Annotated in this window: 21 protein-coding genes and 1 tRNA gene; 12 read left to right on the top strand and 10 right to left on the bottom strand. The window is 62.0% G+C overall.

Annotation, left to right across the window (positions count from 1 at the left end; genetic code table 11):
* Positions 1-2: 2 nt before the first annotated feature.
* From C1J04_RS12525 to C1J04_RS12540, 4 genes are all read right to left on the bottom strand, one after another.
* Positions 3-1,226: an IS256 family transposase gene (locus C1J04_RS12525; protein WP_009824467.1), complete on the bottom strand. Its 1,224-nt coding sequence runs from the start codon at positions 1,224-1,226 to the stop codon at positions 3-5.
* 45 nt (positions 1,227-1,271) lie between these two features.
* On the bottom strand, positions 1,272-1,478 hold the full coding sequence (locus C1J04_RS12530) for a hypothetical protein (protein WP_254693839.1): 207 nt from the start codon (positions 1,476-1,478) through the stop codon (positions 1,272-1,274).
* A gap of 117 nt (positions 1,479-1,595) precedes the next feature.
* Positions 1,596-1,682, bottom strand: a tRNA-Leu gene (locus C1J04_RS12535).
* Between the two features lie 98 nt (positions 1,683-1,780).
* Positions 1,781-2,236, bottom strand: coding sequence for an Lrp/AsnC family transcriptional regulator (locus C1J04_RS12540; RefSeq protein WP_005849280.1), 456 nt, complete (start codon positions 2,234-2,236; stop codon positions 1,781-1,783).
* A gap of 128 nt (positions 2,237-2,364) precedes the next feature.
* On the opposite strand from C1J04_RS12540, the gene putA reads away from it, so the two are divergent.
* The 3 genes from putA (at position 2,365) to C1J04_RS12555 (ending at position 6,965) form a co-directional block, all read left to right on the top strand.
* Positions 2,365-5,784: a bifunctional proline dehydrogenase/L-glutamate gamma-semialdehyde dehydrogenase PutA gene (gene putA, locus C1J04_RS12545; protein ID WP_009825077.1), complete on the top strand. Its 3,420-nt coding sequence runs from the start codon at positions 2,365-2,367 to the stop codon at positions 5,782-5,784.
* A 69-nt stretch (positions 5,785-5,853) separates the two neighbouring features.
* Positions 5,854-6,597: a rhomboid family intramembrane serine protease gene (locus tag C1J04_RS12550; RefSeq protein ID WP_009825078.1), complete on the top strand. Its 744-nt coding sequence runs from the start codon at positions 5,854-5,856 to the stop codon at positions 6,595-6,597.
* On the top strand, positions 6,594-6,965 hold the full coding sequence (locus C1J04_RS12555; RefSeq protein WP_009825079.1) for a GFA family protein: 372 nt from the start codon (positions 6,594-6,596) through the stop codon (positions 6,963-6,965). Before C1J04_RS12550 ends, C1J04_RS12555 begins: the two co-directional genes overlap by 4 nt.
* 62 nt (positions 6,966-7,027) lie before the next feature.
* Here C1J04_RS12555 and C1J04_RS12560 read toward each other — a convergent pair whose 3' ends face one another.
* Positions 7,028-7,813, bottom strand: coding sequence for an inositol monophosphatase family protein (locus C1J04_RS12560; protein WP_005849287.1), 786 nt, complete (start codon positions 7,811-7,813; stop codon positions 7,028-7,030).
* Positions 7,814-7,973: 160 nt separating this feature from the next.
* Here C1J04_RS12560 and C1J04_RS12565 point away from each other — a divergent pair, with 160 nt between their 5' ends.
* The 3 genes from C1J04_RS12565 to C1J04_RS12575 all read left to right on the top strand — a co-directional run bounded on the left by C1J04_RS12565 (position 7,974) and on the right by C1J04_RS12575 (position 10,143).
* Positions 7,974-9,014: an NADP-dependent oxidoreductase gene (locus C1J04_RS12565; protein WP_005849292.1), complete on the top strand. Its 1,041-nt coding sequence runs from the start codon at positions 7,974-7,976 to the stop codon at positions 9,012-9,014.
* A 128-nt stretch (positions 9,015-9,142) separates the two neighbouring features.
* On the top strand, positions 9,143-9,649 hold the full coding sequence (parS, locus tag C1J04_RS12570; RefSeq protein WP_005849294.1) for a type II RES/Xre toxin-antitoxin system antitoxin: 507 nt from the start codon (positions 9,143-9,145) through the stop codon (positions 9,647-9,649).
* Positions 9,646-10,143, top strand: coding sequence for an RES family NAD+ phosphorylase (locus C1J04_RS12575; protein WP_005849296.1), 498 nt, complete (start codon positions 9,646-9,648; stop codon positions 10,141-10,143). The genes parS and C1J04_RS12575 overlap by 4 nt, the downstream gene beginning before the upstream one ends.
* 12 nt (positions 10,144-10,155) lie before the next feature.
* Here the strand turns inward: C1J04_RS12575 and C1J04_RS12580 are convergent, their stop codons facing one another.
* On the bottom strand, positions 10,156-11,061 hold the full coding sequence (locus tag C1J04_RS12580; RefSeq protein ID WP_005849298.1) for a LysR family transcriptional regulator: 906 nt from the start codon (positions 11,059-11,061) through the stop codon (positions 10,156-10,158).
* A 96-nt stretch (positions 11,062-11,157) separates the two neighbouring features.
* Between C1J04_RS12580 and metF the strand changes: the two genes are divergently transcribed.
* Together metF and C1J04_RS12590 are read left to right on the top strand one after the other, a co-directional pair.
* Positions 11,158-12,024, top strand: coding sequence for a methylenetetrahydrofolate reductase [NAD(P)H] (gene metF / locus C1J04_RS12585; RefSeq protein ID WP_009825081.1), 867 nt, complete (start codon positions 11,158-11,160; stop codon positions 12,022-12,024).
* A gap of 73 nt (positions 12,025-12,097) precedes the next feature.
* The gene (locus C1J04_RS12590) at positions 12,098-12,583 is read left to right on the top strand and encodes a PaaI family thioesterase (RefSeq protein ID WP_005849301.1); all 486 of its coding nucleotides are present in this window, start codon (positions 12,098-12,100) and stop codon (positions 12,581-12,583) included.
* A gap of 44 nt (positions 12,584-12,627) precedes the next feature.
* Here the strand turns inward: C1J04_RS12590 and C1J04_RS12595 are convergent, their stop codons facing one another.
* On the bottom strand, positions 12,628-14,925 hold the full coding sequence (locus tag C1J04_RS12595; RefSeq protein ID WP_037954491.1) for a xanthine dehydrogenase family protein molybdopterin-binding subunit: 2,298 nt from the start codon (positions 14,923-14,925) through the stop codon (positions 12,628-12,630).
* Positions 14,926-15,119: 194 nt separating this feature from the next.
* Between C1J04_RS12595 and C1J04_RS12600 the strand changes: the two genes are divergently transcribed.
* On the top strand, positions 15,120-18,056 hold the full coding sequence (locus tag C1J04_RS12600) for a valine--tRNA ligase (RefSeq protein WP_114865377.1): 2,937 nt from the start codon (positions 15,120-15,122) through the stop codon (positions 18,054-18,056).
* 207 nt (positions 18,057-18,263) lie between these two features.
* Here C1J04_RS12600 and C1J04_RS12605 read toward each other — a convergent pair whose 3' ends face one another.
* Positions 18,264-19,055 (bottom strand): crotonase/enoyl-CoA hydratase family protein, encoded by a 792-nt coding sequence (locus tag C1J04_RS12605; RefSeq protein WP_009825084.1) that lies wholly within the window; start codon positions 19,053-19,055, stop codon positions 18,264-18,266.
* A 137-nt stretch (positions 19,056-19,192) separates the two neighbouring features.
* Between C1J04_RS12605 and C1J04_RS12610 the strand changes: the two genes are divergently transcribed.
* Complete coding sequence (locus tag C1J04_RS12610) at positions 19,193-20,296, top strand: pyridoxal phosphate-dependent aminotransferase (RefSeq protein ID WP_009825085.1); 1,104 nt, start codon at positions 19,193-19,195, stop codon at positions 20,294-20,296.
* Positions 20,297-20,349: 53 nt separating this feature from the next.
* Entirely contained in the window at positions 20,350-20,532 is a 183-nt protein-coding gene (locus tag C1J04_RS12615) for a hypothetical protein (protein ID WP_037954492.1), read from the top strand.
* Here C1J04_RS12615 and C1J04_RS12620 read toward each other — a convergent pair.
* The gene (locus C1J04_RS12620; protein ID WP_009825087.1) at positions 20,529-21,737 is read right to left on the bottom strand and encodes a pyridoxal-phosphate-dependent aminotransferase family protein; all 1,209 of its coding nucleotides are present in this window, start codon (positions 21,735-21,737) and stop codon (positions 20,529-20,531) included. The genes C1J04_RS12615 and C1J04_RS12620 overlap by 4 nt on opposite strands.
* A gap of 149 nt (positions 21,738-21,886) precedes the next feature.
* Between C1J04_RS12620 and C1J04_RS12625 the strand changes: the two genes are divergently transcribed.
* A complete protein-coding gene (locus C1J04_RS12625) occupies positions 21,887-23,746 on the top strand; it encodes an ABC transporter ATP-binding protein (RefSeq protein WP_037953834.1) in 1,860 nt (619 codons plus the stop codon).
* A gap of 20 nt (positions 23,747-23,766) precedes the next feature.
* Here C1J04_RS12625 and C1J04_RS12630 read toward each other — a convergent pair whose 3' ends face one another.
* A complete protein-coding gene (locus tag C1J04_RS12630) occupies positions 23,767-24,441 on the bottom strand; it encodes a TIGR04283 family arsenosugar biosynthesis glycosyltransferase (RefSeq protein WP_009825089.1) in 675 nt (224 codons plus the stop codon).
* Between the last annotated feature and the right edge of the window lie 30 nt (positions 24,442-24,471).

Consider the following 24,471-nt stretch of genomic DNA (forward strand, 5'->3'; position numbering starts at 1 on the left):
AGTTACGCCATGGGAAAGCGTTCTTCGAACATGATGGCGAGTTGGCTTTTAACGCGGTGCCATTCACGCACAGATCGCTTCCACTCGGCGGAAGTAGCATTGAGCGCCAAGTAGATCAACTTTGCTGCCGCCTCATCGCTCGGGAAGTGGCCTCGGGTTCGCACCGCACGCCGGATTTTTGAGTTCAAGGCTTCTATGGCATTCGTTGTGTAAATCAATCGGCGCACTTCGGGCGGGTAGTCGAGAAACGGGATCACCTCGTTCCAGGCTCGGCGCCAGCTCGGTGCAATGGCCGGATAGCGCTTGGCCAGATCGCTCTCCTCGAACTCGGCCAGTGCAGCCTCCGCTGCTTCGACGTCCAAGGCGGTGTAGACTGCCTTCAGGGCTGTCGCCACGGCCTTGCGGTCCTTGTAGCTGGCGAAGCTCATAGAGTGGCGCAGCAAATGAACGATGCACGTCTGAACCTGGGCTTCCGGGAAAGCTGCCTCAATGGCCTGAGGGAAGCCTTTGAGACCGTCGACCACGGCAATCAGAATGTCCTGAACGCCCCTGTGACGTAGATCATTCAGAACCTTTGCCCAAAATTTGGCACCCTCGTTGGCCTGGAACCACAGCCCCAGAACGTCCCGGGTGCCGTCTGGACGGATCGCCAAGGCTACGAAGACCGCCTTGTTCGAGACCGCTCCATCACTGCGGATGTTTACGCGGATCGCGTCCATAAACACCACGGGATAGCAGGGTTCCAGTGGTCGGCTCTGCCAGGCGGTGACCTCGTCCATCACAGCCTCAGTGATCACCGATATCAAGCTGGGTGATGCCTCAAAGCCGTAAATCTCCTCAATGTGCCCTTGGATCTCACGGGTCGTCATTCCGCGTGCATACATGCTGACGATCTTGCGGTCGAACTCGGGAAAACGACGCTGATACTTGGCTATCAACAGCGGATCAAAGGTGCCGTTGCGGTCGCGCGGAATGTCCAGGATGACCTTCCCACTGTCGGTAGTCACAGTCTTCTGGCTGCTGCCATTACGACGATTGGGCGGATGGTTCTGGCCCTCCGCGACACCTTCTTCGCGCTCTGCCCCAAGATGTTCCTCCATCTCAGCTGTTAAAGCGCGTTCTGCCAATGCTTTGGTCAACTCGGCAAGAATGCCCTCCTTGCCGAATAGGTCGCCAGAGGACCGGCCTTCCATCAGTTCGTCTAATAGCTTTTTGTCGATGCTCATACGTGGGTCTCCTTATAGAGCAGTTACCACGCCAGAGCACAAAATTCAGGACAGTCCCGCGACCCAGCGATCGGTCGTCACCCGCGCCACAGCAGCAAAGCGCATATCCGTCGCCAGCATTACGGTTTCCAGCAACGTGCCCACAGTTTCGCTTGCCGCGAGCATTTCGATATCCGACTGGAAATCATGCGCTCCGGCCAGATAGGCCTCATGATCCTGAATGATCGCGCCCATGTTCGTTTCGTCGTCCACCCGATATCCCCCATTTGCTTCGCATCCGCTACCATATGCACAGCCAAGAGCAACGACAATGCCATGATAACCGGCCTGTCACGCTTTTCGGAGACTGGATTTAAGCGGAGGGATGAGTGGTGCGGGCGGTGGGACTCGAACCCACACGGGCACAAGGCCCAACAGATTTTAAGTCTGGTATGTCTACCATTCCATCACGCCCGCAGTGCCGCGCACAATAGCTAGGTTGCGGGCGGTGTAAATGGTCAGATGCAGGGCAGCCGGCATCAAAATCGCGATTGGCCCCCTTGCGCCTTCGCGGCTTACGCCATGTCCGCGAGCATGATTTCCTTGACCGCTTCCATCGCCACATAGGTAGAGGTGTTGGCGACATAGGGCAGCGTGGTCACCGTTTCGCCCAGAAAACGACGGTAGGCGGCCATGTCACGGGTGCGCACCTTAAGCAGGTAATCAAAGTTCCCTGCGATCATATGGGCCTGTTCAATTTCAGGCACACGGGACACGGCCTCGTTAAAGGCGCGCAGGGCGACCTCGCGGGTGTCTTCCAAACGGACCTCTACGAAAGCCACGTGATCCAGCCCTAGACGGATCGGGTCCAGCAGGGCACGATAGCCCAGAATGACGCCGCTATCCTCAAGCCGCCGCAGCCGCGCTTGGGTGGGGGATTTGGACAGCCCGATCCGTTTGGCGAGGTCAGTGATGCTGATGCGCCCGTCTTCGGCCAGTACCGTCAGAATCGCCGCATCGAAGCGGTCCATTTTAAAGTCGTCGTTTGTCACGCAAGAGGCCCAATAATAAAGCGGTTTACCCACCAAACTGGCCGGAATCAGGAACTAATACTACTATTCCCGAGCTATTCTAGCGCAATTATCAGTTGGAGTACCTCATGGCACGCGATTCTTCCCCTATTTTGCGCCACCAGATTGACGCAGGCACCTACACCGACCAGGACAACGTCTTGCGTGAACTGGTGCGCAATGCGCATCTGTCGCCAGAGGAACGGGTCAAGATCACGCAAGACGCGGCACAGATCGTGCGCGATATCCGCGGCCATACCTCCCCCGGTATCATGGAAGTGTTTCTGGCCGAATACGGTCTGTCCACCGACGAAGGCGTCGCGCTGATGTGCCTTGCCGAAGCGCTGCTGCGTGTGCCTGACGCCGAGACCATCGACGCGCTGATCGAGGACAAGATCGCGCCCTCTGACTGGGGCCGGCATATGGGGCACTCCACCTCGCCGTTGGTGAATGCGTCCACATGGGCTCTGATGCTGACCGGCCGCGTGCTGGACGATGACCAACCCGGCCCGGTGCGCCACCTGCGCGCAGCCATCAAACGTCTGGGCGAACCGGTGATCCGCACCGCCGTCAGCCGTGCGATGAAGGAAATGGGCCGCCAGTTTGTTCTGGGCGAGAACATCAACGCCGCGATGGAACGCGCCAAGGGCATGGAGAAGAAGGGCTATACCTATAGCTATGACATGTTGGGCGAAGCCGCGCGCACCGAAAGCGATGCCAAACGCTATCACCTGAGCTACAGCCGAGCGATCTCTGCCATCGCGACGGCCTGCGTGCACAAGGACAGCCGCAAGAACCCCGGCATCTCGGTCAAGCTGTCGGCCCTGCATCCGCGCTATGAGGTCGCGCAAGAAGCATCCGTCATGCGTGATCTGGTGCCGCGTCTGCGGGCGCTTGCCTTGCTGGCGAAATCCGCCGGCATGGGGCTGAACGTCGACGCCGAGGAAGCCGACCGTCTGGGCCTGTCGCTGGATGTGATCGAAAAAGTGCTCTCCGAACCTGCGCTGTCGGGTTGGGACGGTTTCGGCATCGTGGTGCAGGCCTATGGCCCCCGTGCTGGTGTGGTGATCGATGCGCTGTATGACATGGCGATCCGCCACGACCGCAAGATAATGGTCCGCTTGGTGAAAGGCGCCTACTGGGACACCGAGATCAAACGCGCACAGGTCAAAGGTGTCGAAGGCTTCCCCGTCTTCACCCAAAAAGCCGCGACCGATGTGTCCTATATCGCCAACGCGCGCAAACTGCTGAACATGACCGACCGGATCTATCCGCAATTCGCCACCCATAACGCGCATACGGTCGCCGCCGTACTGCATATGGCCGAGGATAAAGAGAAGTTCGAATTCCAACGTCTGCACGGCATGGGCGAAACCCTTCATAACATCGTGATGGACAAGCACGGCACCCATTGTCGCGTCTACGCCCCCGTGGGCGCACATGCCGATCTGCTGGCCTATCTTGTGCGACGCCTGCTGGAAAATGGCGCGAACTCAAGCTTTGTGAACCAGATCGTCGACGAAGACGTCGCCCCCGAGGTCGTCGCTGCCGACCCCTTCGACAGCCTCGCGGAAAGCGGTTTGCACATCCCCACCGGGCCCGAGCTTTACGCCCCCGCGCGCGTGAACTCGATGGGGTTCGATCTGATGCATACGCCGACGCTGGATGTGATCGAATCCGCCCGCGCGCCGTGGAAAGCCCACCGTTGGGCCGCTGTGCCGCTGTTGAACGGCGAGGCAAAGCCCAAGAAATCGGCACGCCTGATGAACCCTGCCGCCTCTGGCCGCAGCCCCGGCACCGTGCGCAACGCGTCCGAGGCTGATGTCGCCAAAGCGTTGGACAATGCCGCCGTCTGGGACGCCCCGCTAGAGGAACGCCGCGAGGTCCTGTTGCGCGCAGCCGATATGCTGGAATCGCACTACGGCGAGATTTTCGCCCTGCTGTCGCGCGAGGCCGGCAAAGGCCTGCCCGACTGCGTGGCAGAACTGCGCGAGGCGGTGGATTTCCTGCGCTACTACGCACAGCAGGCGACCAACACGCCCCCCGCTGGCATTTTCACCTGCATCTCGCCGTGGAACTTCCCGCTGGCGATTTTCTGCGGGCAGGTCAGCGCGGCACTTGCTGCGGGCAATGCGGTGCTGGCCAAGCCGGCGGAACAGACCCCGCTGATCGCCTTCCTTGCCGTGACCTTGCTGCATGATGCGGGCGTGCCCCGTCACGCGTTGCAACTGCTGCCCGGCGGTGGCGAGGTCGGCGCGGCGCTGACCTCGGACAAACGGATCAACGGTGTGGCCTTCACCGGCTCGACCAACACAGCGCTGCGCATCCGGTCCGCGATGGCTGAACATTGTGACCCCGGTGCGATCCTGATCGCGGAAACGGGGGGGCTGAACGCCATGATCGTCGACAGCACCGCCCTGCCCGAACAGGCCGTGCAATCGATTGTCGAAAGCGCGTTCCAATCTGCCGGGCAACGTTGCTCTGCCCTGCGCTGCCTCTATATCCAGGAAGACATCGCCGAAGATGTGATCGAGATGCTGGAAGGCGCGATGGACGCGCTGGTCATGGGCAACCCTTGGGACATCTCGACCGACGTGGGCCCCGTGATCGACGAGACCGCGCAAAAAGGCATCGCCGAGCATATCGAGACCGCCCGCGCCGAGGGCCGGATGATCGCCGAGCTGACCGCCCCCACCGTCGGCACTTTCATCGCGCCGACAATGATCCGCGTGAACGGGATCGCTGATCTGGAGCGCGAGATTTTCGGGCCCGTCCTGCACATCGCCACGTTCAAGGCGACCGAACTCGACAAGGTCATCGACGCGATCAATGCCACCGGCTATGGGCTGACCTTCGGGCTGCACACCCGCATCGATGACCGGGTGCAGCATGTCTCTGAACGGATCGAGGCGGGCAACATATACGTCAACCGCAACCAGATCGGCGCGATCGTCGGCAGCCAGCCCTTCGGCGGCGAAGGCCTGTCGGGTACAGGTCCGAAAGCGGGCGGTCCGAACTACCTCCCCCGTTTCAGCGCGCCTGACCTCAAGGTGGTGGAGGACACATGGGACAGCACGCAGAAAGACCTGCCCAAGCTGCCCGGCCACAGCGGGGCCTTCCTTGAAACCATCACGCTGCCGGGGCCCACGGGCGAATCCAACCGGCTCAGCACCCTGCCGCGTCCGGCGCTCTTGTGCATGGGGCCGGGCAAGGACACCGCAGCCGAGCAAGCCCGCGCGGTCACGGCCCTTGGCGGGAATGCGGTAGAACTGTCAGGCAGCATCGACGCGACCGCGCTGACCGATGGGCCAGCCTATGGTGGTGTGCTCTGGTGGGGTGACGAGGCGACCGCGCGCAAACTGGAACAAGCCCTGTCTGAACGCGACGGGCCGATCATCCCGCTGCTGCGCGGGCTTCCCGATACCGCCCGCGTCCGCGCCGAACGTCATGTCTGCGTCGACACCACCGCCTCTGGCGGGAACGCGCAGCTGTTGGGGGCTGCCGGCTGATCTGCCACATGGGCGGGCGTTCCGACGCCCGCCCTTGACCACACCCGCGCAATGGCTAAGGGTCAGCCCATGTTCCCCATTCGCGATCACAACCCGTCCGGCCGCACGCCCTATGTCACCTATCTGCTGATGGCGGTGAATATCGGCGTTTTCCTCAGCTATGTCGGGCTTTTCAGCGACGACCGCGCGCTCAATATCTTCTTCTTCGACTGGGCGCTCATCCCCGGCCGCGTCACCACGGGGGATGGCTATACCGGCATCCTCACCTCGATGTTCCTGCATGGCGGCTGGATGCATCTCGCGGGTAACATGCTGTTTCTCTACATCTTTGGCGACAATATAGAGGACGAGATGGGCCACGGCGGCTATCTGCTATTCTATCTCGCCTGCGGGCTGCTGTCGGCGCTGGCCCATGTAATATCGGCCCCCTATTCGCCGGTCCCGACAGTCGGGGCATCGGGCGCGATTGCGGGGGTGATGGGCGGCTATCTGTTGCTTTACCCCAAAGCCAAGGTCGACATCCTGATCATCTTTATCGTGTTCTTCCGCATCTTCCCGATCCCTGCATGGATCATGCTGGGCTTGTGGCTGGGCATGCAGTTCATCGGAGGCGTCGGGGCGGACCCGACCGTGGGCGGCGTCGCCTATTGGGCGCACGCGGGCGGGTTTATCGTGGGGATGGTGCTGACCATTCCACTGTGGCTGCGCTTGGGCGGGCCTCGCTTCTGGACGACCACGGACGGCCACCCGCCGCACCCGCAAGCGACCTACCCCACCTCCGCCAGCCGTATCCCGAAAGTGAAACGAAAATGACCGCCAGCACCCATAGCGCGACCTGTCACTGCGGCAGCGTCACCCTGACCGCCACCCTGCCAGAGGGGCTCTCTTCGGCCACACGCTGCACCTGTTCCTTTTGCCGCCGCCGCGCGGCACCGGCGGTGACGGCGCTCACCAGCGCGCTCAAGGTGACCAAAGGGGCCGAGCATCTGACGCTCTACACCTGGGGCACCCATACGGCGAAACATTACTTCTGCAAGATCTGTGGCATCTACATGTACCACCAGCGTCGTTCAGACCCCGCGCAATGCGGCGTCAATCTGGGGTGTATCGACGGGGCCGCGCCCTGGACACAGGAACCGATCCCCTACACCGACGGTATCAACCACCCGTCAGACAAATAGCCGACGGGCGCTTCCAAATGGTTTAAATCCTCGCCGAAGGCATCCCGCCCTCGGCCACAGGATCACCCGCGTGCGATTTTTGAAAATCCGCTGAACAGCGCCTCATTGGCGCAGACGATTTCACCATCGTCCAGAATGTTGCCTTCGGGGTTCAGTGGCTCGACCATGCCGCCTGCTTCGCGCACGATCAACATGCCCGCCGCCAGATCCCATTTGTTCAACCGGCGCTCCCAGTAGCCATCATAGCGACCAGCGGCCACATAGGCCAGATCCAGCGCGGCAGAGCCCCAGCGACGCACACCGGCGCAAACCGGCAAGATGCGGCCCAGATCACGCAGGGTGTCCGGCAAATCTCCGCGACCGCCAAAGGGCAGACCGGTGGCAAAAACCGATTCAATCATCCGCGAACGGCCCGAGACGCGCAAACGGCCTTCGTTCATCCAGGCACCCGTGCCTTTTTCGGCAAAGAACATCTCGTCCTTGGCGGGATCAAAGACGACGCCGGCAACGATCTGGCCTTTATGCTCCAGCGCGATGGAAACCGCCCAATGGGGCAGACCGTGCAAAAAGTTTGTTGTCCCGTCCAGCGGATCGACGATCCAGCGGCGTGTGGGGTCTTGGCCCTCTTCCTCGCCACCCTCTTCGGCCAGCCAGCCATAGGTCGGGCGTGCGCCCATCAGCTCGGCCTTGAGCGTCTTTTCCGCCTGAATATCGGCGCGGCTGACAAAGTCGCCGGCCCCCTTCATGGACACCTGAAGGTTCTCGACCTCACGGAAATCCTTGACCAACCCGCGCCCCGCCCGGCGGGCCGCCTTGATCATGATGTTTAGATTTGCACTGCCAACCATATTTCCGTGTCCTTTGATGGATCAGGCCGTGCGTATAAGCCCCCATGCCGCATTTGCCAAGGGGGCAGCGGCATCTGACGCAACGTGGCGCGCGCGGTTGCCTTGCTTGCCTTCGATTTCCATATAACGTGCCAGAAACATTGCTAAGGAGGAAAGCAAAATGTCCGACCAGATGAAACGAATTGTGCTTGCGTCGCGCCCTGACGGGGCCCCGACCGCCGATAACTTCCGCCTTGAAGAAGGGCCCGTGCCCACCCCCGGCGACGGCGAAGTGCTGGTCCGTGTGAAATACATGTCGCTTGACCCCTATATGCGTGGCCGCATGGACGACGCGAAATCCTATGCGGCCCCGGTGCCTGTCGGCGGCACGATGGAGGGCGGTTCGGTCGGGGAGGTCATCGCCTCCAACAGCCCCGACTTCAAACCCGGCGATCATGCGTTCGGGATGCTGGGCTGGGCCACACATGGCGTGCTGCCAGCGAACCAACTGCGCAAGGTCGATCCGGATCAGGTATCGATCACCACGTCGCTTGGGGTTCTGGGCATGCCCGGATTTACCGGCTGGCAAGGTTTGATGGAATATGGTCGCCCGAAGGAGGGTGAAACACTCGTCGTCGCGGCGGCAACGGGTCCGGTCGGGTCGATGGTCGGCCAGATCGCCAAGTCGCACGGGCTGCGCGTCGTGGGCATTGCAGGCGGCGCGGACAAATGCGCCATGGCCAAGGAACACTTTGGCTTTGACGAATGCATCGACCACCGCGCCTATGACGACGCAAAATCCCTGCGCGCCGCGTTGAAAGACGCCTGCCCCAAGGGGATCGACATCTATTTTGAAAACGTCGGTGGCAAAGTGCTTGAGGCCGTGATCCCGATGATGAACCCGCATGGGCGTATCCCGATCTGCGGTATGATCGCATGGTATAACGCCGGTGGTCTGGGTGCCGGTGCCGCCGAAGAGGCGCTGACCGCGCCGAAATTGTGGCGCACGATCCTTGTGAACTTCCTCAGCGTGAACGGCTTCATCATCTCGAACCACTGGAACAACTTCCCCAAATTCCTCAAGGAAGTGGCCCCCAAGGTCGCCGACGGCACCATTGCGGTGAAAGAGGACATTACCGAGGGCCTGGAAAACGCGCCACAAGCGTTCATGGACCTGTTGACCGGTGGCAACCAAGGCAAGGCCATCGTCAAGGTCGGCTAACACCCTACCGGCGGGGGCGTGCGCGCCCCTGCCCTCCATCGCATGAATGCGAGCCCCCCCCGCCCCCTTGAAAAACACCGCGTCACGTGTCATATATTTTACGACACATGACGAAAAGGAGTTCAGCCATGGGTGCGACGGCCTTTCAATCCGACAGCAGTGCAATCCCCCTGATCGACGTGGATGCAGATGACGCCGTGCGTGCGTTCCATCTGCTGGGCGGGCGCAAGGTGATCAACCAGACGGTGCGCAACTCGCTTGATGCGCATGATGTGATCGTCAAAGGCATCTCCTCTAAAGCGCTGCTGCATCTGGTCGATACCGTGTCGGTGTTGTCCTCGGGCGATGCGCTGAACAAGGCGATCGGGATGAGCCTGCGCACGCTTCAGCGCAAGAAAGCCGACAAGGGCAAGGACCGGCTGTCCCCCGAACAAAGCAGCCGCGCGTGGCGCTTTGCCGAGCTGCTGGCGCAGGCGACGGACGTCTTGGGCGATCAGGACGCCGCAGAGGCATGGATGCTGGCCCCTGCCATCGGCCTTGATAACCGCCGTCCGATTGACCTGCTGTCGTCGGCAGCGGGGGCGGAAGCCGTTGAAAACGCGCTCACCCGGATGGAGTACGGGGTCTACGCTTGACCCCTTTGCCCCCGCCGCTTGGGACGGGCGAGCTGCGGTTTTGGCGGCTGGATCAGCGGCAGCATGCGCCCACATGGCACAGCGGCGAAGGGGCTTACCGCGTCGGTGGACGCTGGAACAGCAGCGGTGTGCGGGCGGTCTATACCGCGCTCGACCCTGCCACCGCGATCCTCGAGGTTGCGGTGCACAAGGGGTTCAAGGCGCTGGACACCGCGCATCACGTGCTGACATCGGGCCGTGTGATCGACCCGACGACGGTGCATATGGTGCAAGCCGCGGATGTCCCCAATCCGAACTGGCTGGTGCCCGGTGCCCATGGTGCGGGGCAAAAGGGATTTGGCGACGCGCTGCTGCGCGATCACCTGTTTGTGCTGATCCCGTCAACGGTATCGCGGCACAGCTGGAACCTGATCTTTGACGCCCAAAAGGCAGCCGATCACTACGACGATGTGGTGCAGGAAGACTTCGCGCTCGACCCGCGGCTGCACCGCTAAGGGCAGCAGCGATCAGGCCCGCTGCAGTTTGCGCGCCTCTTCCCCTGCCAACCCCAAGAGCTTGGTCATAAAAGGTTTCTCCAGATCATCCTCGCGCACCGCCGCATAAAGCCTGCGGGTGATGCCGTTCTCGGTCAGCGGACGGGTGACGTAATCATTGCTGTATTTCACCTCGCGCACGACCCAATCGGGCAGCACCGACACGCCCCTGTTCGACGCGACCAGCAGCAGGATCACCGCCGTCAGCTCCACCTGCCGGATCGCGAGCGGTTCGACCTTGGCGGGGATCAAGAGCTGGCTGAACACATCCAGACGGGTCCGTTCCACCGGATATGTAATCAGCGTCTCGCCCCGGAAATCCGCCGCTTCAACATAGGGCTTCTGAGCCAAGGGATGCGTGCTGGAGGCGACAAAGACCGCCTTGTAATCAAACAGCTCGACGAATTTCACGCCCGGCAGTTCTTCGGGGTCGGAAGACACCACCAGATCGACCTCTTCGCGCAGCAAGGCAGGCAAGGCGTCGAACGCGAGACCGGGGCGGATATCGACATCCACATCGGGCCAGCTTTTGCGGAATTGTTCGAGCACGGGGAACAGCCATTCGAAACAGGCGTGACATTCGATCGCGATATGCATGCGACCTGTGCTGCCCGCGCGCAGGCCCATGAATTCGGCCTGCGCTGCTTCAAGCTGCGGCAAGACCTGCTGCGCCAGCTTGAGCAGCCGCAACCCGGCGGGCGACAGCTTCAGCGGCTTGGACCGGCGCACGAATAGCTCCACGCCGGCCTGATCCTCCAACCCCTTTACCTGATGGGACAGGGCTGATTGGGTGATGTTCATCGTCTCTGCCGCGCGGGCCAGCCCGCCTGCTTCGTGAATCGCCTGAATGGTGCGCAGGTGACGGAACTCGATATGCATATGAGGCGTTCCTCATGTTGAAAATGAAAGTTATGAGTTTGTTTCACAACCGCATCTGTGCGACAAGAGACGAAAGCTAAAAACAGGATCGTAAAAATGACCAGTCCCGCCGTTTCATTCGAAGTCTTCCCGCCCAAATCCGTGGACGCGTCGTTCCGTCTTTGGGACACGGCGCAGGCCCTGGCACCGCTGGCCCCACGTTTCTTTTCCGTGACCTACGGCGCGGGCGGGTCTACCCGCGACCTGACCCATGATTCTGCGCATGTGCTGCGCCGCACCTCTGGCCTGCCCGTTGCCGCGCATCTGACCTGCGTGGGGGCCAGCAAGGCCGAAACGCTTGAGGTCGCCGACAGCTTTGCCGAGATCGGCGTAACCGATATTGTCGCCCTGCGCGGGGATCCCGAAAACGGTGCATCGACCTTTACGCCCCACGCGGACGGCTTTGCCGACAGTGTCGAGCTGATCGAGGCGCTGGCAAAGACCGGCAAGTTCACCCTGCGCGTCGGGGCCTACCCCGAACCGCACCCTGAATCCCACGATCAGGCGCAGAACGTAGAATGGCTGAAACGCAAATTCGACGCCGGCGCGGACGAGGCGATCACCCAGTTCTTCTTCGAGACCGAAACATTCCTGCGCTTCCGCGACGCCTGTGCCGCGGCGGGGATCACCAAGACGATCACCCCGGGCATCATGCCGGTGACAAACTGGAAATCGGCGCGCAACTTTGCCACCCGCTGCGGGGCCAGTGTGCCAGCAGCACTGGACGAAGCCTATGCCGCCGCGATCCGCGATGACCGTCACGATCTGCTGTCCACCGCGCTCTGCACCGAAATGTGCAGCGAGCTGGTGTCGGAAGGTGTCGAGAACCTGCATTTCTACACGCTCAACCGGCCCGAGCTGACCCGCGCCGTCTGTCGTGCCCTTGGGGTGACGGCGCAAACATCGCTGTCCGACGTGGCGTAAAACCACCGCACAACTTGCCCTTGGGTCAAGAACAGAACAGTCTTCTCCGGCATTCAACTGCCGGAGATTTTTTATGCCACGCCTCGCCGAAACACCCGAAGATTTGCTGAGCCAATCCGAAGCGCTCTCTCTCAGCGGGTTGGAATTCATGCAAAAGATTCTGGACGGCACCAACCCCGGCCCGCCCATTGGCGGCACCTTGGGCTATGCGCTGCATGACGTGTCCGAGGGCCGCGCGGTATTTCGCGGCACGCCCGAGTTCAACGTGACCAATCCGATGGGGACCGTGCATGGGGGCTGGTACGGCACCTTGCTCGATTCCGCGATGGCCTGCGCCGTGATGACCAAAGTCCCGCGCGGGTCGGTTTATACGACCCTAGAATACAAGATTAACATTCTGCGTTCGATCCCCTTGGGCATGCAGATCGACTGCATCGGCACGACCGATCACGTGGGTCGTTCTACCGGTGTCGCGCACGGCGAAATTCGCGGGGTCGAGGATGGCAAGCTGTATGCCACCGGTTCAACCACCTGCATCGTGATGAAGATCACGGGCTAAAGCACTGCCTCGGGGCGGGTGACGCGCCCCGAGACAAGCCAAGCTCACTCTGCCGCGATGGCGCTGTCGTTCAGCAAGGCCCAGACTTTATGCGGTGTGAACGGCATGTCGGCCTGACGCACGCCACGCTCCCACAGGGCATCCTGTACCGCGTTCGACACGGCCGCCAATGCGCCCACGGTCCCCGCCTCGCCACAGCCCTTCATCCCCATCAGGTTCGCCGTAGATGGCACGGGTTCGGAGTTGAAGGACACGAACGGCACATCCGCCGCGCGCGGGATCGCGTAATCCATGAAAGAGGCCGTCAGCAGCTGGCCGTCTTCGTCATAGACCACATGCTCCTGAATAGCCTGGCCGATGCCCTGCACCACCCCGCCATGCACCTGACCTTCGGCCAGCATCGGGTTGATCAGATTGCCGAAATCATCCACCACCGTATAGCGGTCAACGGTCACAACGCCTGTTTCTGGGTCGATCACCACTTCTGACACATGCGCCCCGTTGGGATAGCTGCGCCCCGGCAAAGTCGCCCGTTCGTGGTGCACCAGCAGATCGTCGCGGCCTTTCTGGCGGGCCATTTCGGCGACCTCCAGCACGGTGGGGGTCATGTTCGACCCGTCCGCGCGGAAGCGTTCGTCGTCAAAGCTGATCTGCGCCGCGGGCACGCCCATTTCGTCAGACAGAAAGGCGGTGAAAGCTTCGGTCATCTTGGCCACCGTCGCCAGCGTTGCCGTGCTTTGCGTGGTGACAGAGCGCGAGCCGCCAGTCCCGCCACCCTGTTTGATCAGATCGCTATCGCCTTGAATGACGTGGATCAATTCAGCCGGGATCCCGGTCTGATCCGATAGGAATTGCGCATAGACGGTTTCATGCCCCTGCCCGTTCGATTGAGTGCCAACATAGATGAACACGGTGCCGTCTTCGTTGAACTCGACCTTGGCCCCCTCTGCCGGATCGCCAAGGATGCTTTCGATGTAATAGCAAAGCCCCTGCCCGCGCAGCAGCCCCTTGGCCGCATCCGCCGCCTTGCGCGCTGCAAAGCCATCATGATCCGCCTCGACGGCGACGCGGGTCAGCAAGCGGTTGAATTCGCCCACATCGTAAAGCTCGCCCGTGGCAGAGGTATAGGGAAACTGTTCGGGCTTGATAAAGTTGATCCGGCGCAGCTCCCACGGGTCGATGCCCAACTCGCGCGCGGCGCGGTCCATCAAGCGCTCCAGCACATAGATCGCCTCGGGTCGGCCGGCACCACGATAGGCATCGGTCTGCACCGTGTTGGTGTAATAGCCTTCGACCTGCAGCCACGTGGTCTGCACATCATAGACGCCCATCAAGACCTTGCTGAACAGCAGCGCCTGAATGGGCTGGCCGAACTGGCTGTTATAGGCCCCGAGATTGCATTTGGTGCGGACGCGGTAGGCCGTGATCTTGTTGTTTTCGTCAAAGGCGAATTCCGCAAGCGAAGTCAGATCGCGCCCGCCATTGTCGCTGAGCATGGCTTCGGTCCGGTCCGACATCCAGCGCACCGGACGCCCCAAGGCCCGCGCCGCCTGCGCGACCGAGAAATATTCGGGATAGGCCGCTGCCTTCATGCCGAAACCGCCGCCTGTGTCGGGGTTTGTGACCTGCACGTGGTCAGCATCCAGCCCGAAAACGCGCTTGAGGTTGCCCTTGTGCACCCAGACGCCCTGCCCGTTGTTCGCAAGATGCACCTTGCCGTCGTTCCATTCCGCATAGCAGCCGCGCGGCTCCATCGCGTTGACGATGATACGGTTGTCGCCCACGTTCAGGCTGACGGTTTTCGCTGCGGCATCAAATGCCTTTTGCGTCGCCGCCTCGTCACCCATGCCCCAGTCGAACGCCATGTTATCCGGCGCTTCGGGGTGCAGCGTCTCTCCGCCCCGCTCCAACGTCATGTGGGTGGGCAGATCGTCAACGTCGAATGCGATCAGCTCCGCCGCGTCGCGCGCCTGGTTCAACGTCTCGGCAATCACCACCGCGACGGGCTCCCCCACGAAGCGCACGCGCCCCTTGGCAAGCATCGGACGCAAGGGCTTGGCCCCTTCCGTGCCATCGCGGTTCTGCAACACGGTCGCCGCCATAGAGATATCCATCCCCGACGCTTCCAGATCCTCGATCGTGAGCACCGCATGCACGCCCTCTGCCTCGGCCGCATCTGTGACATCCAGCGTCGTGATCACCCCATGTGCGACGGGCGAGCGGAAGAAATAGGCATGCAGCGCGTCGGTTGGCGCGATGTCATCCACATAGCGCCCCTCGCCGGTCAGAAACCGCACATCCTCGACCCGTTTGACCGGTTGGCTTTTCCCGAATTTTTCCATCTGGCGGCATCCTTTGATCATCATCTTGGTGTTGCGCCCGACCTTAAGCGCCAAACCGGCGATGTCCATACGATGCGGGGCGAAAGCTGGCGCTGCTACGCCAAGTTTTCGGCCCCCCAGCCTTCCCCTTTACGCCCCGCTCGGCTAGATCATCCCAAAGCTCAAAGCGCTACGTGAATAGAAGGACGCTGATCATGGCCCTCGACAAGAATTTTGACGCCGCCCAGGCCGAAGCCCGCCTCTATGCCGCATGGGAAGAGTCCGGTGCCTTCAAGGCCGGTGCCAATGCCTCGCGCAAGGAAACCTTTTCGGTCATGATCCCGCCGCCCAACGTGACAGGATCGCTGCACATGGGCCATGCGTTCAACAATACATTGCAGGATATTCTGGTGCGCTGGCACCGGATGCGCGGCTTTGACACGCTGTGGCAGCCCGGTCAGGACCACGCCGGTATCGCGACGCAGATGGTGGTGGAACGCGAGCTTGCCAAAGACGGCAAACGCCGCACCGATTTCACCCGCGAGGATTTCACCGCCAAAGTCTGGGAGCAAAAGCAGAAGTCCGGCGGCACGATTATCGGCCAGCTTAAACGTCTGGGCACATCGCTTGATTGGTCACGCAACGCCTTTACCATGTCCGGTGCCCCCGGCGCGCCGGCGGGCGAGGAAGGCAACTTCCACGACGCCGTGATCAAGGTCTTCGTGGATATGTACAACAAGGGCCTGATCTATCGCGGCAAGCGTCTGGTAAACTGGGACCCGCATTTCGAGACCGCGATTTCCGACCTCGAGGTCGAATCCACCGAAGTCGACGGCCACATGTGGCACTTCAAATACCCGCTGGCAGATGGCGCGACCTACACTTACGTCGAAAAAGACGAAGACGGTAACGTGACGCTTTCCGAGGAACGCGACTATATCTCTATCGCGACGACCCGCCCTGAAACCATGCTGGGCGATGGCGCGGTCGCGGTGCACACCTCTGACGAACGCTACGCGCCGATCGTTGGCAAGCTGTGCGAAATCCCCGTCGGCCCCAAAGCGCAGCGCCGCCGCATCCCGATCATTACAGACGAATACCCCGACAAGAATTTCGGCTCGGGCGCGGTCAAGATCACCGGCGCGCATGACTTCAACGACTACGGCGTCGCCAAACGCAACAACATCCCGCTCTACGCGCTGATGGACACCCGCGGTGCGATGCGCGCCGACGGCCTGCCCTATGACGCCGCCGCCGCCCGCGCGGCCGCCATCGCCGAAGGCCGTGAAGACGCGCCCGCGGACGCGACGGAGATCAACCTCGTCCCCGACGCATACCGCGGCCTCGACCGGTTCGAGGCGCGCACCAAGGTCATCGCCGACATCACCGCCGAAGGCTTGGCCGTCATGGTGCCGCCGACCGATCCGCGCCTTGGCAAACCCGTCAAAGCCCCTCTCGCCCCCGAAGAAGGCGGCGAAGAGCGGGACGAGACGCTGGTCCCGTTGGTCGAGCCCAAGAAGATCATGCAGCCCTTCGGCGACCGATCCAAAGTGGTGATCGAACCGATGCTGACCGATCAGTGGTTCGTCGAGACCTCGAAGATCGTGCAACCCGCCATCGACGCGGTGCGCAACGGCGAAGTACAGATCCTGCCCGAACAGGACCGCAAGGTATACTTCAACTGGCTGGAAAACATCGAACCCTGGTGCATCTCGCGCCAATTGTGGTGGGGGCACCAGATCCCCGTGTGGTTCGACGACGAGGGCAAGGAATACTGCGCGGCAACCGAAGCCGAAGCACAGGCGATGGCCCCCGGCAAGACGCTCACCCGCGACCCTGATGTGCTCGACACCTGGTTCTCCTCGGGCCTTTGGCCCATCGGCACGCTCGGCTGGCCAGAACAGACGGATGAGCTGGCGAAATACTTCCCCACTTCAGTGCTGATCACCGGCTTTGACATCATCTTTTTCTGGGTCGCCCGGATGATGATGATGCAATACGCTGTGGTCGATCAAAAGCCTTTTGATACAGTCTATGTCCACGCGCTGGTGCGCGACGAGAAGGGCAAGAAGATGTCCAAATCGCTTGGAAACGTGCTGGACCCGCTGGACCTGATCGATGAATACGGCGCGGATGCGGTGCGCTTTACCCTGACGGCAATGGCCGCCATGGGGCGCGACCTGAAACTGTCGACCGCCCGCATCGCAGGCTACCGTAACTTCGGCACCAAACTGTGGAACGCCCACCGTTTCGCCGAGATGAACGGCGTGTTCGAGGACAGCGTCGCGGCAGTGACCTACACCAGCCACACCCAGGTCGATCACACGCTGAACAAATGGATCATCGGCGAAACCGCCCGCGTCCGCGAAGAGGTCGACGCCGCACTGGACAACTACCGTTTCAACGACGCGGCCAATGCGCTTTATGCCTTTGTCTGGGGCAAGGTCTGCGACTGGTACGTTGAACTCTCCAAACCCCTGCTGCAAGACGATGCGCCAGAGGCCGCCGAGACTCGCCAGACGCTGAAATGGGTGCTGGATCAATGCCTTGTGCTACTCCACCCGATCATGCCCTACATCACCGAGGAACTGTGGCAGACCACGGCGACCCGTCCCAAGATGCTGGTGCATGGCGACTGGCCGACCTACGGCACCGCCGAGATGCTGGATGCCGATGCCGACCGCGAACTCAACTGGGTGATCGGCCTAATCGAATCCATCCGTTCGGCGCGCGCGCAGATGCATGTGCCTGCGGGGCTCAAAGTGCCTATGCTCTATACCGATATGGACGCTGCCGGCCAAACCGCATGGGACCGCAACGAGGCGATGATCAAACGTCTGGCGCGGGTCGAAACCCTTGAGAAGACAGAGAGCTTCCCCAAAGGCACCGTCTCCATCGCCGCACCGGGCGCGAGCTTTGGCCTCCCGCTTGCGGGGCTGATCGACATCGATGCGGAAAAAGCCCGTCTGCAAAAGTCACTCGACAAACTGGGTAAAGAAATCGGCGGACTGAAAGGACGTCTGAACAATCCCAAATTCGCCGCCTCCGCCCCGGCCGAGGTTGTCGCGGAAGCCCAAAGCAACCTTGACGCGCGGCAGGAAGAAGCAGACCAGCTTCAGGCCGCTCTGAACCGTTTGGCCGAGCTGGGGTAATCAGCACCGCTTCCAAATGGCTTTAAATCCTCGCCGAAGGCAAAAATCTCTTTTGACGCTCCAAAAGATGCCTTCGGCGAGGATTTTTTTACCATTTGGAAACGAATACCAGTGCAAGATACGCCTGCGGTCCTCGCTGGGAAGCAAAGATCGTCCATTTGGAAGGCCCCGTCTGAGCGATCAGGCGGGGCTGACTTTTTTGCGGCGCTAGTCTTTGAAAACCGCGGGGCGTTTGCCGAATTCGGCGGCAATGACTTCCATCTGGTGCGGGCGTCCCAGCAGTGCGGCCTGTTCGCGGGATTCCGCGCGCAAAACCTCTGTTTCGGTTCCCGTCTCTGCCAAGGCGGTCAGACGTTTGGCGGCCTTGATGGCGCTTGGACTTTTGCCCGCGATGGTGGTTGCAAGCGCCATCGCCGCAGCCAGCGGGTCTTCGGCGATCTGGGTGATTAGCCCCCAGCGTTCGGCTTGCTCTGCCCCGATGGGTTGCGCGGTATAGGTCATCAGGCGCAGCACGTCGCCGCGCACCAGTTTGGGCAGCAGGACCATGCCGCCCATGTCCGGGACGATGCCCCATTTCATCTCCATCACCGCCATTTCGGTATCAGGGGCCGCGATGCGGATATCGGCCCCGAGCGCGAGTTGCAGGCCCGCGCCGTAGGTCTTGCCATGCAGCGCCGCGATCACTGGCACGCCGACGCGGGTCCAGACCATCGCGACCTCTTGCCACTGGTTGGTGGTGCCGTCGCCATGGGTGCGCGTCATCATCCGTTCCGTCGGGTCGCCGCCCGCCAGCGCCCCCATATTGCCGATGTCGATGCCTGCGCAGAACGCCCGGCCCTCGCCCGAGATCACGACGACACGCGCGTTCGATGTAGCGACCTCGTTCCCGGCGGCGATGACGGCGTCGATCATATCCTGATCAACGGCATTCATTTTATCGGCGCGGGTCAGGCGCACATGGGCGATGTGATTGTCATAGGTAACGGAAACGCGGCTCATTGGGTCCTCCTTGAATATTCGTGAGTTTGGGCATGAAGCCTGCGTGTTGCAAAGCGAAACGCTACGGCACCCAAAACCGCGCGCGGGCATGCTGATGTCACTTGCCCGAAGCATGGCAGATGCAGTAGCTGATCCCCATGACACAGTATCGCCTCACCCCGCTTGCCGACGCCCTGCCCTCTACCGTGCCCTTTGTCGGCCCCGAAACGCAGGAGCGCGCCATGGGGCGCGTCTTTGATGCGCGGCTGGGGGCGAACGAGAACGTCTTTGGCCCCTCTCCCCGCGCGATAGAAGCAATGGCGCAGGCCCAGCAGTGGATGTACGGCGATCCGGAAAGCCACGACCTGCGCGCAGCACTTGCGGCGCATCATGGTATCTCGCCCGCCAACATCATCGTGGGCGAAGGGATTGACGGGTTGCTGGGCTATCTGGTGCGGCTCATGGTGACGGAGGGTGACGCGGTCGTGACCTCGGACGGGGCCTATCCGACATTCAATTATCACGTGGCAGGCTTTGGCGGTGTGCTGCATAAGGTGCCCTATGTCGGTGATCACGAGGATCCTGCGGCCCTATTTGCCAAAGCTGCCGAGGTAGATGCCAAGCTGGTCTATCTGGCGAACCCCGACAACCCCATGGGCAGCTGGCATGAAGGCCCCGTCATTTCCAGCGCGCTAGAGGCATTGCCGAAGGGCTGTCTGCTGGTGCTGGACGAGGCCTATATCGATTGCGCCCCCGAAGGCACCGCCCCCGATCTTGCCGCCGATGACCCGCGTCTGATCCGGATGCGGACCTTTTCCAAGGCCCATGGTCTGGCGGGGGCGCGGGTTGGCTATGCCATCGGCGCACCGGATCTGATCACAGCCTTTGGGAAGGTGCGCAACCATTTCGGGATGAACCGCGCGGCCCAGGCCGGGGCGCTTGCGGCCTTGCAGGACAGCGACTGGCTGGCCCAGGTGCAGGCTCGAATCGCTGAAGCGCGGGACCGGATTGCGCAGATCGCTGCGGATAACGGGTTGGTTGCCCTTCCCTCTGCCGCGAATTTCGTGGCGATTGATTGCGGGGCGGACGGCAGCTTTGCCAAGGCGGTGCTGGACGGTTTGGTGGCGCGCGGCGTCTTTGTGCGCATGCCCTTCGCGGCGCCGCAGAACCGCTGTATTCGGGTCAGCTGCGGCACGCCGGAAAACCTTGATGCCTTTGCCGCGGCGTTGCCGGGTGCCCTTGAGGATGCGAAAAAAGGCTGACGTAGCGCATATCCCGCCTATGCTGGGCCATGAACCAGTTGCGAGGTGGCATCATGCGCTCTTCAGACCGCGGCCAATCGGCCCCTAACTATACCAGCGCCTGCGTCGTGATGTTCGGCGTCAATATACTGTGGGTTTTCGTTGTGATCTGGGCGCTGTGGGGCTTGCTGGCGGTGGCGCTTTCGGGCTGGGCCGTCAATGCCATGATCGATCGCATAGCCGCGCGACGGGGCTAGGCCCCGCCGATCACCTTCGCCGCCGCCTCTAGCGCGCCGGAGCCGCGTTTGATCCCGAGTGCGGACATCCCGGCCTCTATTCCGCCGAGCATCCCCATGATCATCTGACCATTCACGTGCCCCATGTGGCCCAGACGGAAGAAACCGTGGCTTTCGGGGCTGCCCTTGGGGGCCATGCCCAGACCGATGCCGAGGGTCAGGCCGATGTTGCCTTCGACCCAGTCGCGCAGCTCCGTCGCTTGGGGGGCCTTGAGCCGCAGTGCTGTCACCGCGTGGCTGCGCAAAGCGGGATCGGCGATGTTCAAGGAAAGATCGCCCTCTGCACCCCATGCGTCGCAGGCCGCCCACACGGCGCGGGCCAAAGTCTCGTGACGCTGCCAGACGGCTTCCAGCCCCTCGTCGTGGATCATATCCAGCGCCGCGCGCAGGCCGTAGATATGGTGCGTCGGGGCTGTGCCGCAGTGGTACTGGTAGAACTCCTCGGGATTGGCGCGCGGGGTCCAATCCCAGAAACGGCTGACCCGTGGCATCGCATCGCGCACCGCAGCCGCACGGTCGTTGAAAAAGACGAAGCTCACCCCGGGCGGGACCATCAGCCCCTTCTGGCAGGCCGTGACCATGACATCAGCCCCCCAATTGTCCATCTCGAAGCGGTCACAGGCGAAGGACGCGATACAGTCCACCATCAGCAGCGCGGGGTGATCTGCCGCATCCAGTGCCGCGCGCAGACCGGCGATGTCGTTGACCACCGAGGTCGAGGTATCCACGTGCACGGCCAGCACGGCTTTGATCTCGTGGTTGGTGTCCGCCTCAAGACGATCGGCGATCCGGTCGATGTCCATTGTGGATTGCAGGCCGAAATCCATCACCTCGACGTCTGCCCCGATCCCCGTGGCGGCATCGCCCCAGCCGTGACCGAACCGCCCTGTCGCGGGCACCAGCACCTTGTCACCGGGGGCTACGATATTGCTAAGCGATGCCTCCCAGGCGGCGTGGCCGTTGCCAATATACATCGCCACATGATGCTGCGTGCCCGCGATACGGCGCAGATCCTCCATCAACGGCGGCATCATATCGACGATCTCACCGGCATAGATATTGGGGGCCGGACGGTGCATCGCGTTCAACACAGCCTCGGGCATGACCGACGGACCGGGGATCGCGAGGTAGCCGCGCCCTTGTGACAGGTTGGGAAGTTTCGGCATGACACGGGGGCCCTTCAGCAGGAAAAATCTCTTGCAACTTATCCGCAGCCAGCGCCGCGTCAATCACACAAAGCGCGCAGGCAGCTTGCCCTGCCCCCAAGGGCTGCGTAAACCCGTAGCTGTATATGCCCAAAGGAACCGGCCTTTATATGAGTGATGTGACCTATACCTCGCGCGAACTGCTGACCTGGCTTTGGCGCGACTATCTGAAAAAGCATATGTGGGTGCTGCTTGTCGCGGTCATCTTCATGTCGATCGAGGCCTCGACCATGGGCGGCTTGGCAAAGCTGATGCAGCCGATGTTCGATCAGGTGTTCGTCGCTGGTGAGAAAGGCGCATTGCTGTGGGTTGGTTTGGTGCTGGTGGGCATTTTCGTCCTGCGCGCCGTGTCGGGTGTGGTGCAAAAGGTGCTGCTGACACGCATCAAGCAGAAGTCGGCGGCTGATATGCGGATCGATCTGCTGGACAGGATGATGGTGCAGGACGGGGCCTTTCACCAACAGAATCCGCCGGGATTTCTGATCCAGCGCGTGCAATCGGATGTGAATGCCATCGGGTCGGTCTGGCAGGCGGTGATCACCGGTGCCGGTCGCGACTTGATCGGGCTGATTGTGTTGCTCGGCGTCGCGATCTCTATCGATCCGGTCTGGGCGCTGCTGGCCTGCATCGGCTTGCCGCTGATGGTGATGCCCGCAGCATTGGCGCAGCGCTTTGTGCGCGCGCGGTCGCGCGAGGCACGGGATCTGGGCGCGACCCTGTCGACACGGCTGGACGAGGTTTTCCACGGCATCGTGCAAATCAAGCTCAACGCGCTCGAGAAGTATCAGGCCAAGCAATACCGCGACCTGACCAGAACCTATATCCGTACCGAGGTACGTGCCTCCTTCGGGAACTCGGCCATTCCGGGGATGATCGACATCATCTCGGGCCTCGGGTTCATGGCCGTGATCCTTTATGGCGGCAACGAAATCATCGAGGGCGAGAAAACCATCGGTCAGTTCATGACCTTCTTTACCGCGATGGGGTTCACTTTTAACCCGCTGCGTCGTCTGGGCGCGATCAGCGGGTTGTGGCAGACGGCCGCTGCCGCGCTGGAACGTCTGAAAGAGCTGATGGACGAGCCGGTACACCTCACCTCGCCCGCCAACCCCACGCCTGTGCCCACCACCCCACCGCATATCGCGCTTGAAGGGGTTAGCCTGTCTTACGGGGATGCCAAGGTGCTGGACAATCTCACGCTGCACGCTGCGGCAGGCGAGACGACGGCGCTTGTCGGTGCATCTGGCGCGGGGAAATCGACGATATTCAACCTGTTGACCCGTCTGATCGACCCGCAAGAGGGCAACGTCAGCATCGCGGGCGTCCCCCTGACAGAGATGGACATCCCCGCGCTGCGCGGCTTGTTCTCTGTCGTGACGCAAGAGGCGCTTTTGTTTGACGAAACCCTGCGCGAGAATATCGTATTGGGCCGCGAGAACGTATCTGACGAAGAGCTGCAGCAGGCGCTGGATGCGGCGCATGTGTCGGACTTTTTGCCCAAGCTCGAACACGGGCTTGAAACCCGCGTCGGTCCGCGCGGCTCTGCCCTGTCGGGGGGGCAGCGCCAACGTGTCGTGATCGCCCGCGCCCTGCTGCGCAACACACCGATCCTGCTGTTGGACGAAGCCACCAGCGCGCTGGACGCGCAGTCAGAGAAAGTCGTGCAGCAAGCGCTGGACCGTCTTTCACAGGGGCGCACCACCTTGGTCATCGCCCACCGTCTGTCTACAATCCGCGGCGCGGATAAGATCGTTGTGATGGACCGTGGTCGCGTCATGGACGAAGGCAAACACGAAGACCTTCTGGCCCGTGGCGGCATCTATGCCGATCTCTATCGGCTTCAGTTCGAGGATGGAAAAACCGTCAGCGACGGGCGCAATCTAGCGGCGATGCGGCGCATGGAACGCGGCCTCAAACCTGTCGAGCCGAACCTGCTGCAACGTATCGGGCTCCGGCTGTTCGGCAACTAGGCCACCCCCCGGCACGCGGGTCACTTGGCATAGCCCTCGGCCAGCTTGGCCGGGGCCACCCCCGCGAAATAGCGGATCAAAGTCCATAGGTTACGCGCCCCGCGACGCAACCAGCCCTGCCGCGCGTATTTGTCGGCCGACGTCACCGCGGTGACGTCCATCCCCAGCAGATGGCCGCGCAGGGCACGCGCCAGCGCTACATCCTCCATCAGCGGCTGATCAGGATACCCACCAACCGATTGATAAAGCGCGCGTGGCAGCAGCAGTCCCTGATCGCCATAGGGAAGCCCCAAACGGCTACGCAGGTTCGCCCAAGCGGCCACCGCTTTGCCGGCCATGCCGCCCTGATCGAATTGAAGCTGGCACCAGCCCGCTTTCTGCCCCTGCAGATGCGCGGTGACGGGCCTCGTCCACCCCGGTGCCAGCCGCGTATCGGCGTGTAACACCAGCAGCCAGTCGGATTGCGCTTTCGCACAGCCGCGCCGCAACTGTCCGCCCCGCGATGCCGGACCGGTGACGATCTCTGCGCCCCATGCGTCTGCCAATGTCAGGGTCATGTCGGTTGACCCCCCGTCGCTGATGATCAGCTCGCGGATCAGCCCCGCCTCCAGCCCCTCCATCAGGGCGGTCAGGCAGCCGGTCAAGGGCGCTTCGGCATTCAAGGTCGGAATGACAACAGATATAGGCGCGCGCATGGTTGCCCCTTTCAGCTTCGAACTGCGCTG

It is taken from the genome of Sulfitobacter sp. SK025 (genome assembly GCF_003352105.1).
Lineage (GTDB): Bacteria > Pseudomonadota > Alphaproteobacteria > Rhodobacterales > Rhodobacteraceae > Sulfitobacter > Sulfitobacter pontiacus.

Excerpts from the sequence above, each read along its gene's own strand:
- C1J04_RS12525 (WP_009824467.1), bottom strand. The coding sequence starts at position 1,226 with ATGAGCATCGACAAAAAGCTATTAGACGAACTGATGGAAGGCCGGTCC.
- C1J04_RS12540 (WP_005849280.1), bottom strand. The coding sequence starts at position 2,236 with ATGGACCGCTTCGATGCGGCGATTCTGACGGTACTGGCCGAAGACGGG.
- putA (WP_009825077.1), top strand. The coding sequence starts at position 2,365 with ATGGCACGCGATTCTTCCCCTATTTTGCGCCACCAGATTGACGCAGGC.
- C1J04_RS12550 (WP_009825078.1), top strand. The coding sequence starts at position 5,854 with ATGTTCCCCATTCGCGATCACAACCCGTCCGGCCGCACGCCCTATGTC.
- C1J04_RS12555 (WP_009825079.1), top strand. The coding sequence starts at position 6,594 with ATGACCGCCAGCACCCATAGCGCGACCTGTCACTGCGGCAGCGTCACC.
- C1J04_RS12560 (WP_005849287.1), bottom strand. The coding sequence starts at position 7,813 with ATGGTTGGCAGTGCAAATCTAAACATCATGATCAAGGCGGCCCGCCGG.
- C1J04_RS12565 (WP_005849292.1), top strand. The coding sequence starts at position 7,974 with ATGTCCGACCAGATGAAACGAATTGTGCTTGCGTCGCGCCCTGACGGG.
- parS (WP_005849294.1), top strand. The coding sequence starts at position 9,143 with ATGGGTGCGACGGCCTTTCAATCCGACAGCAGTGCAATCCCCCTGATC.
- C1J04_RS12580 (WP_005849298.1), bottom strand. The coding sequence starts at position 11,061 with ATGCATATCGAGTTCCGTCACCTGCGCACCATTCAGGCGATTCACGAA.
- metF (WP_009825081.1), top strand. The coding sequence starts at position 11,158 with ATGACCAGTCCCGCCGTTTCATTCGAAGTCTTCCCGCCCAAATCCGTG.
- C1J04_RS12590 (WP_005849301.1), top strand. The coding sequence starts at position 12,098 with ATGCCACGCCTCGCCGAAACACCCGAAGATTTGCTGAGCCAATCCGAA.
- C1J04_RS12595 (WP_037954491.1), bottom strand. The coding sequence starts at position 14,925 with ATGGAAAAATTCGGGAAAAGCCAACCGGTCAAACGGGTCGAGGATGTG.
- C1J04_RS12600 (WP_114865377.1), top strand. The coding sequence starts at position 15,120 with ATGGCCCTCGACAAGAATTTTGACGCCGCCCAGGCCGAAGCCCGCCTC.
- C1J04_RS12605 (WP_009825084.1), bottom strand. The coding sequence starts at position 19,055 with ATGAGCCGCGTTTCCGTTACCTATGACAATCACATCGCCCATGTGCGC.
- C1J04_RS12610 (WP_009825085.1), top strand. The coding sequence starts at position 19,193 with ATGACACAGTATCGCCTCACCCCGCTTGCCGACGCCCTGCCCTCTACC.
- C1J04_RS12615 (WP_037954492.1), top strand. The coding sequence starts at position 20,350 with ATGCGCTCTTCAGACCGCGGCCAATCGGCCCCTAACTATACCAGCGCC.
- C1J04_RS12620 (WP_009825087.1), bottom strand. The coding sequence starts at position 21,737 with ATGCCGAAACTTCCCAACCTGTCACAAGGGCGCGGCTACCTCGCGATC.
- C1J04_RS12625 (WP_037953834.1), top strand. The coding sequence starts at position 21,887 with ATGAGTGATGTGACCTATACCTCGCGCGAACTGCTGACCTGGCTTTGG.
- C1J04_RS12630 (WP_009825089.1), bottom strand. The coding sequence starts at position 24,441 with ATGCGCGCGCCTATATCTGTTGTCATTCCGACCTTGAATGCCGAAGCG.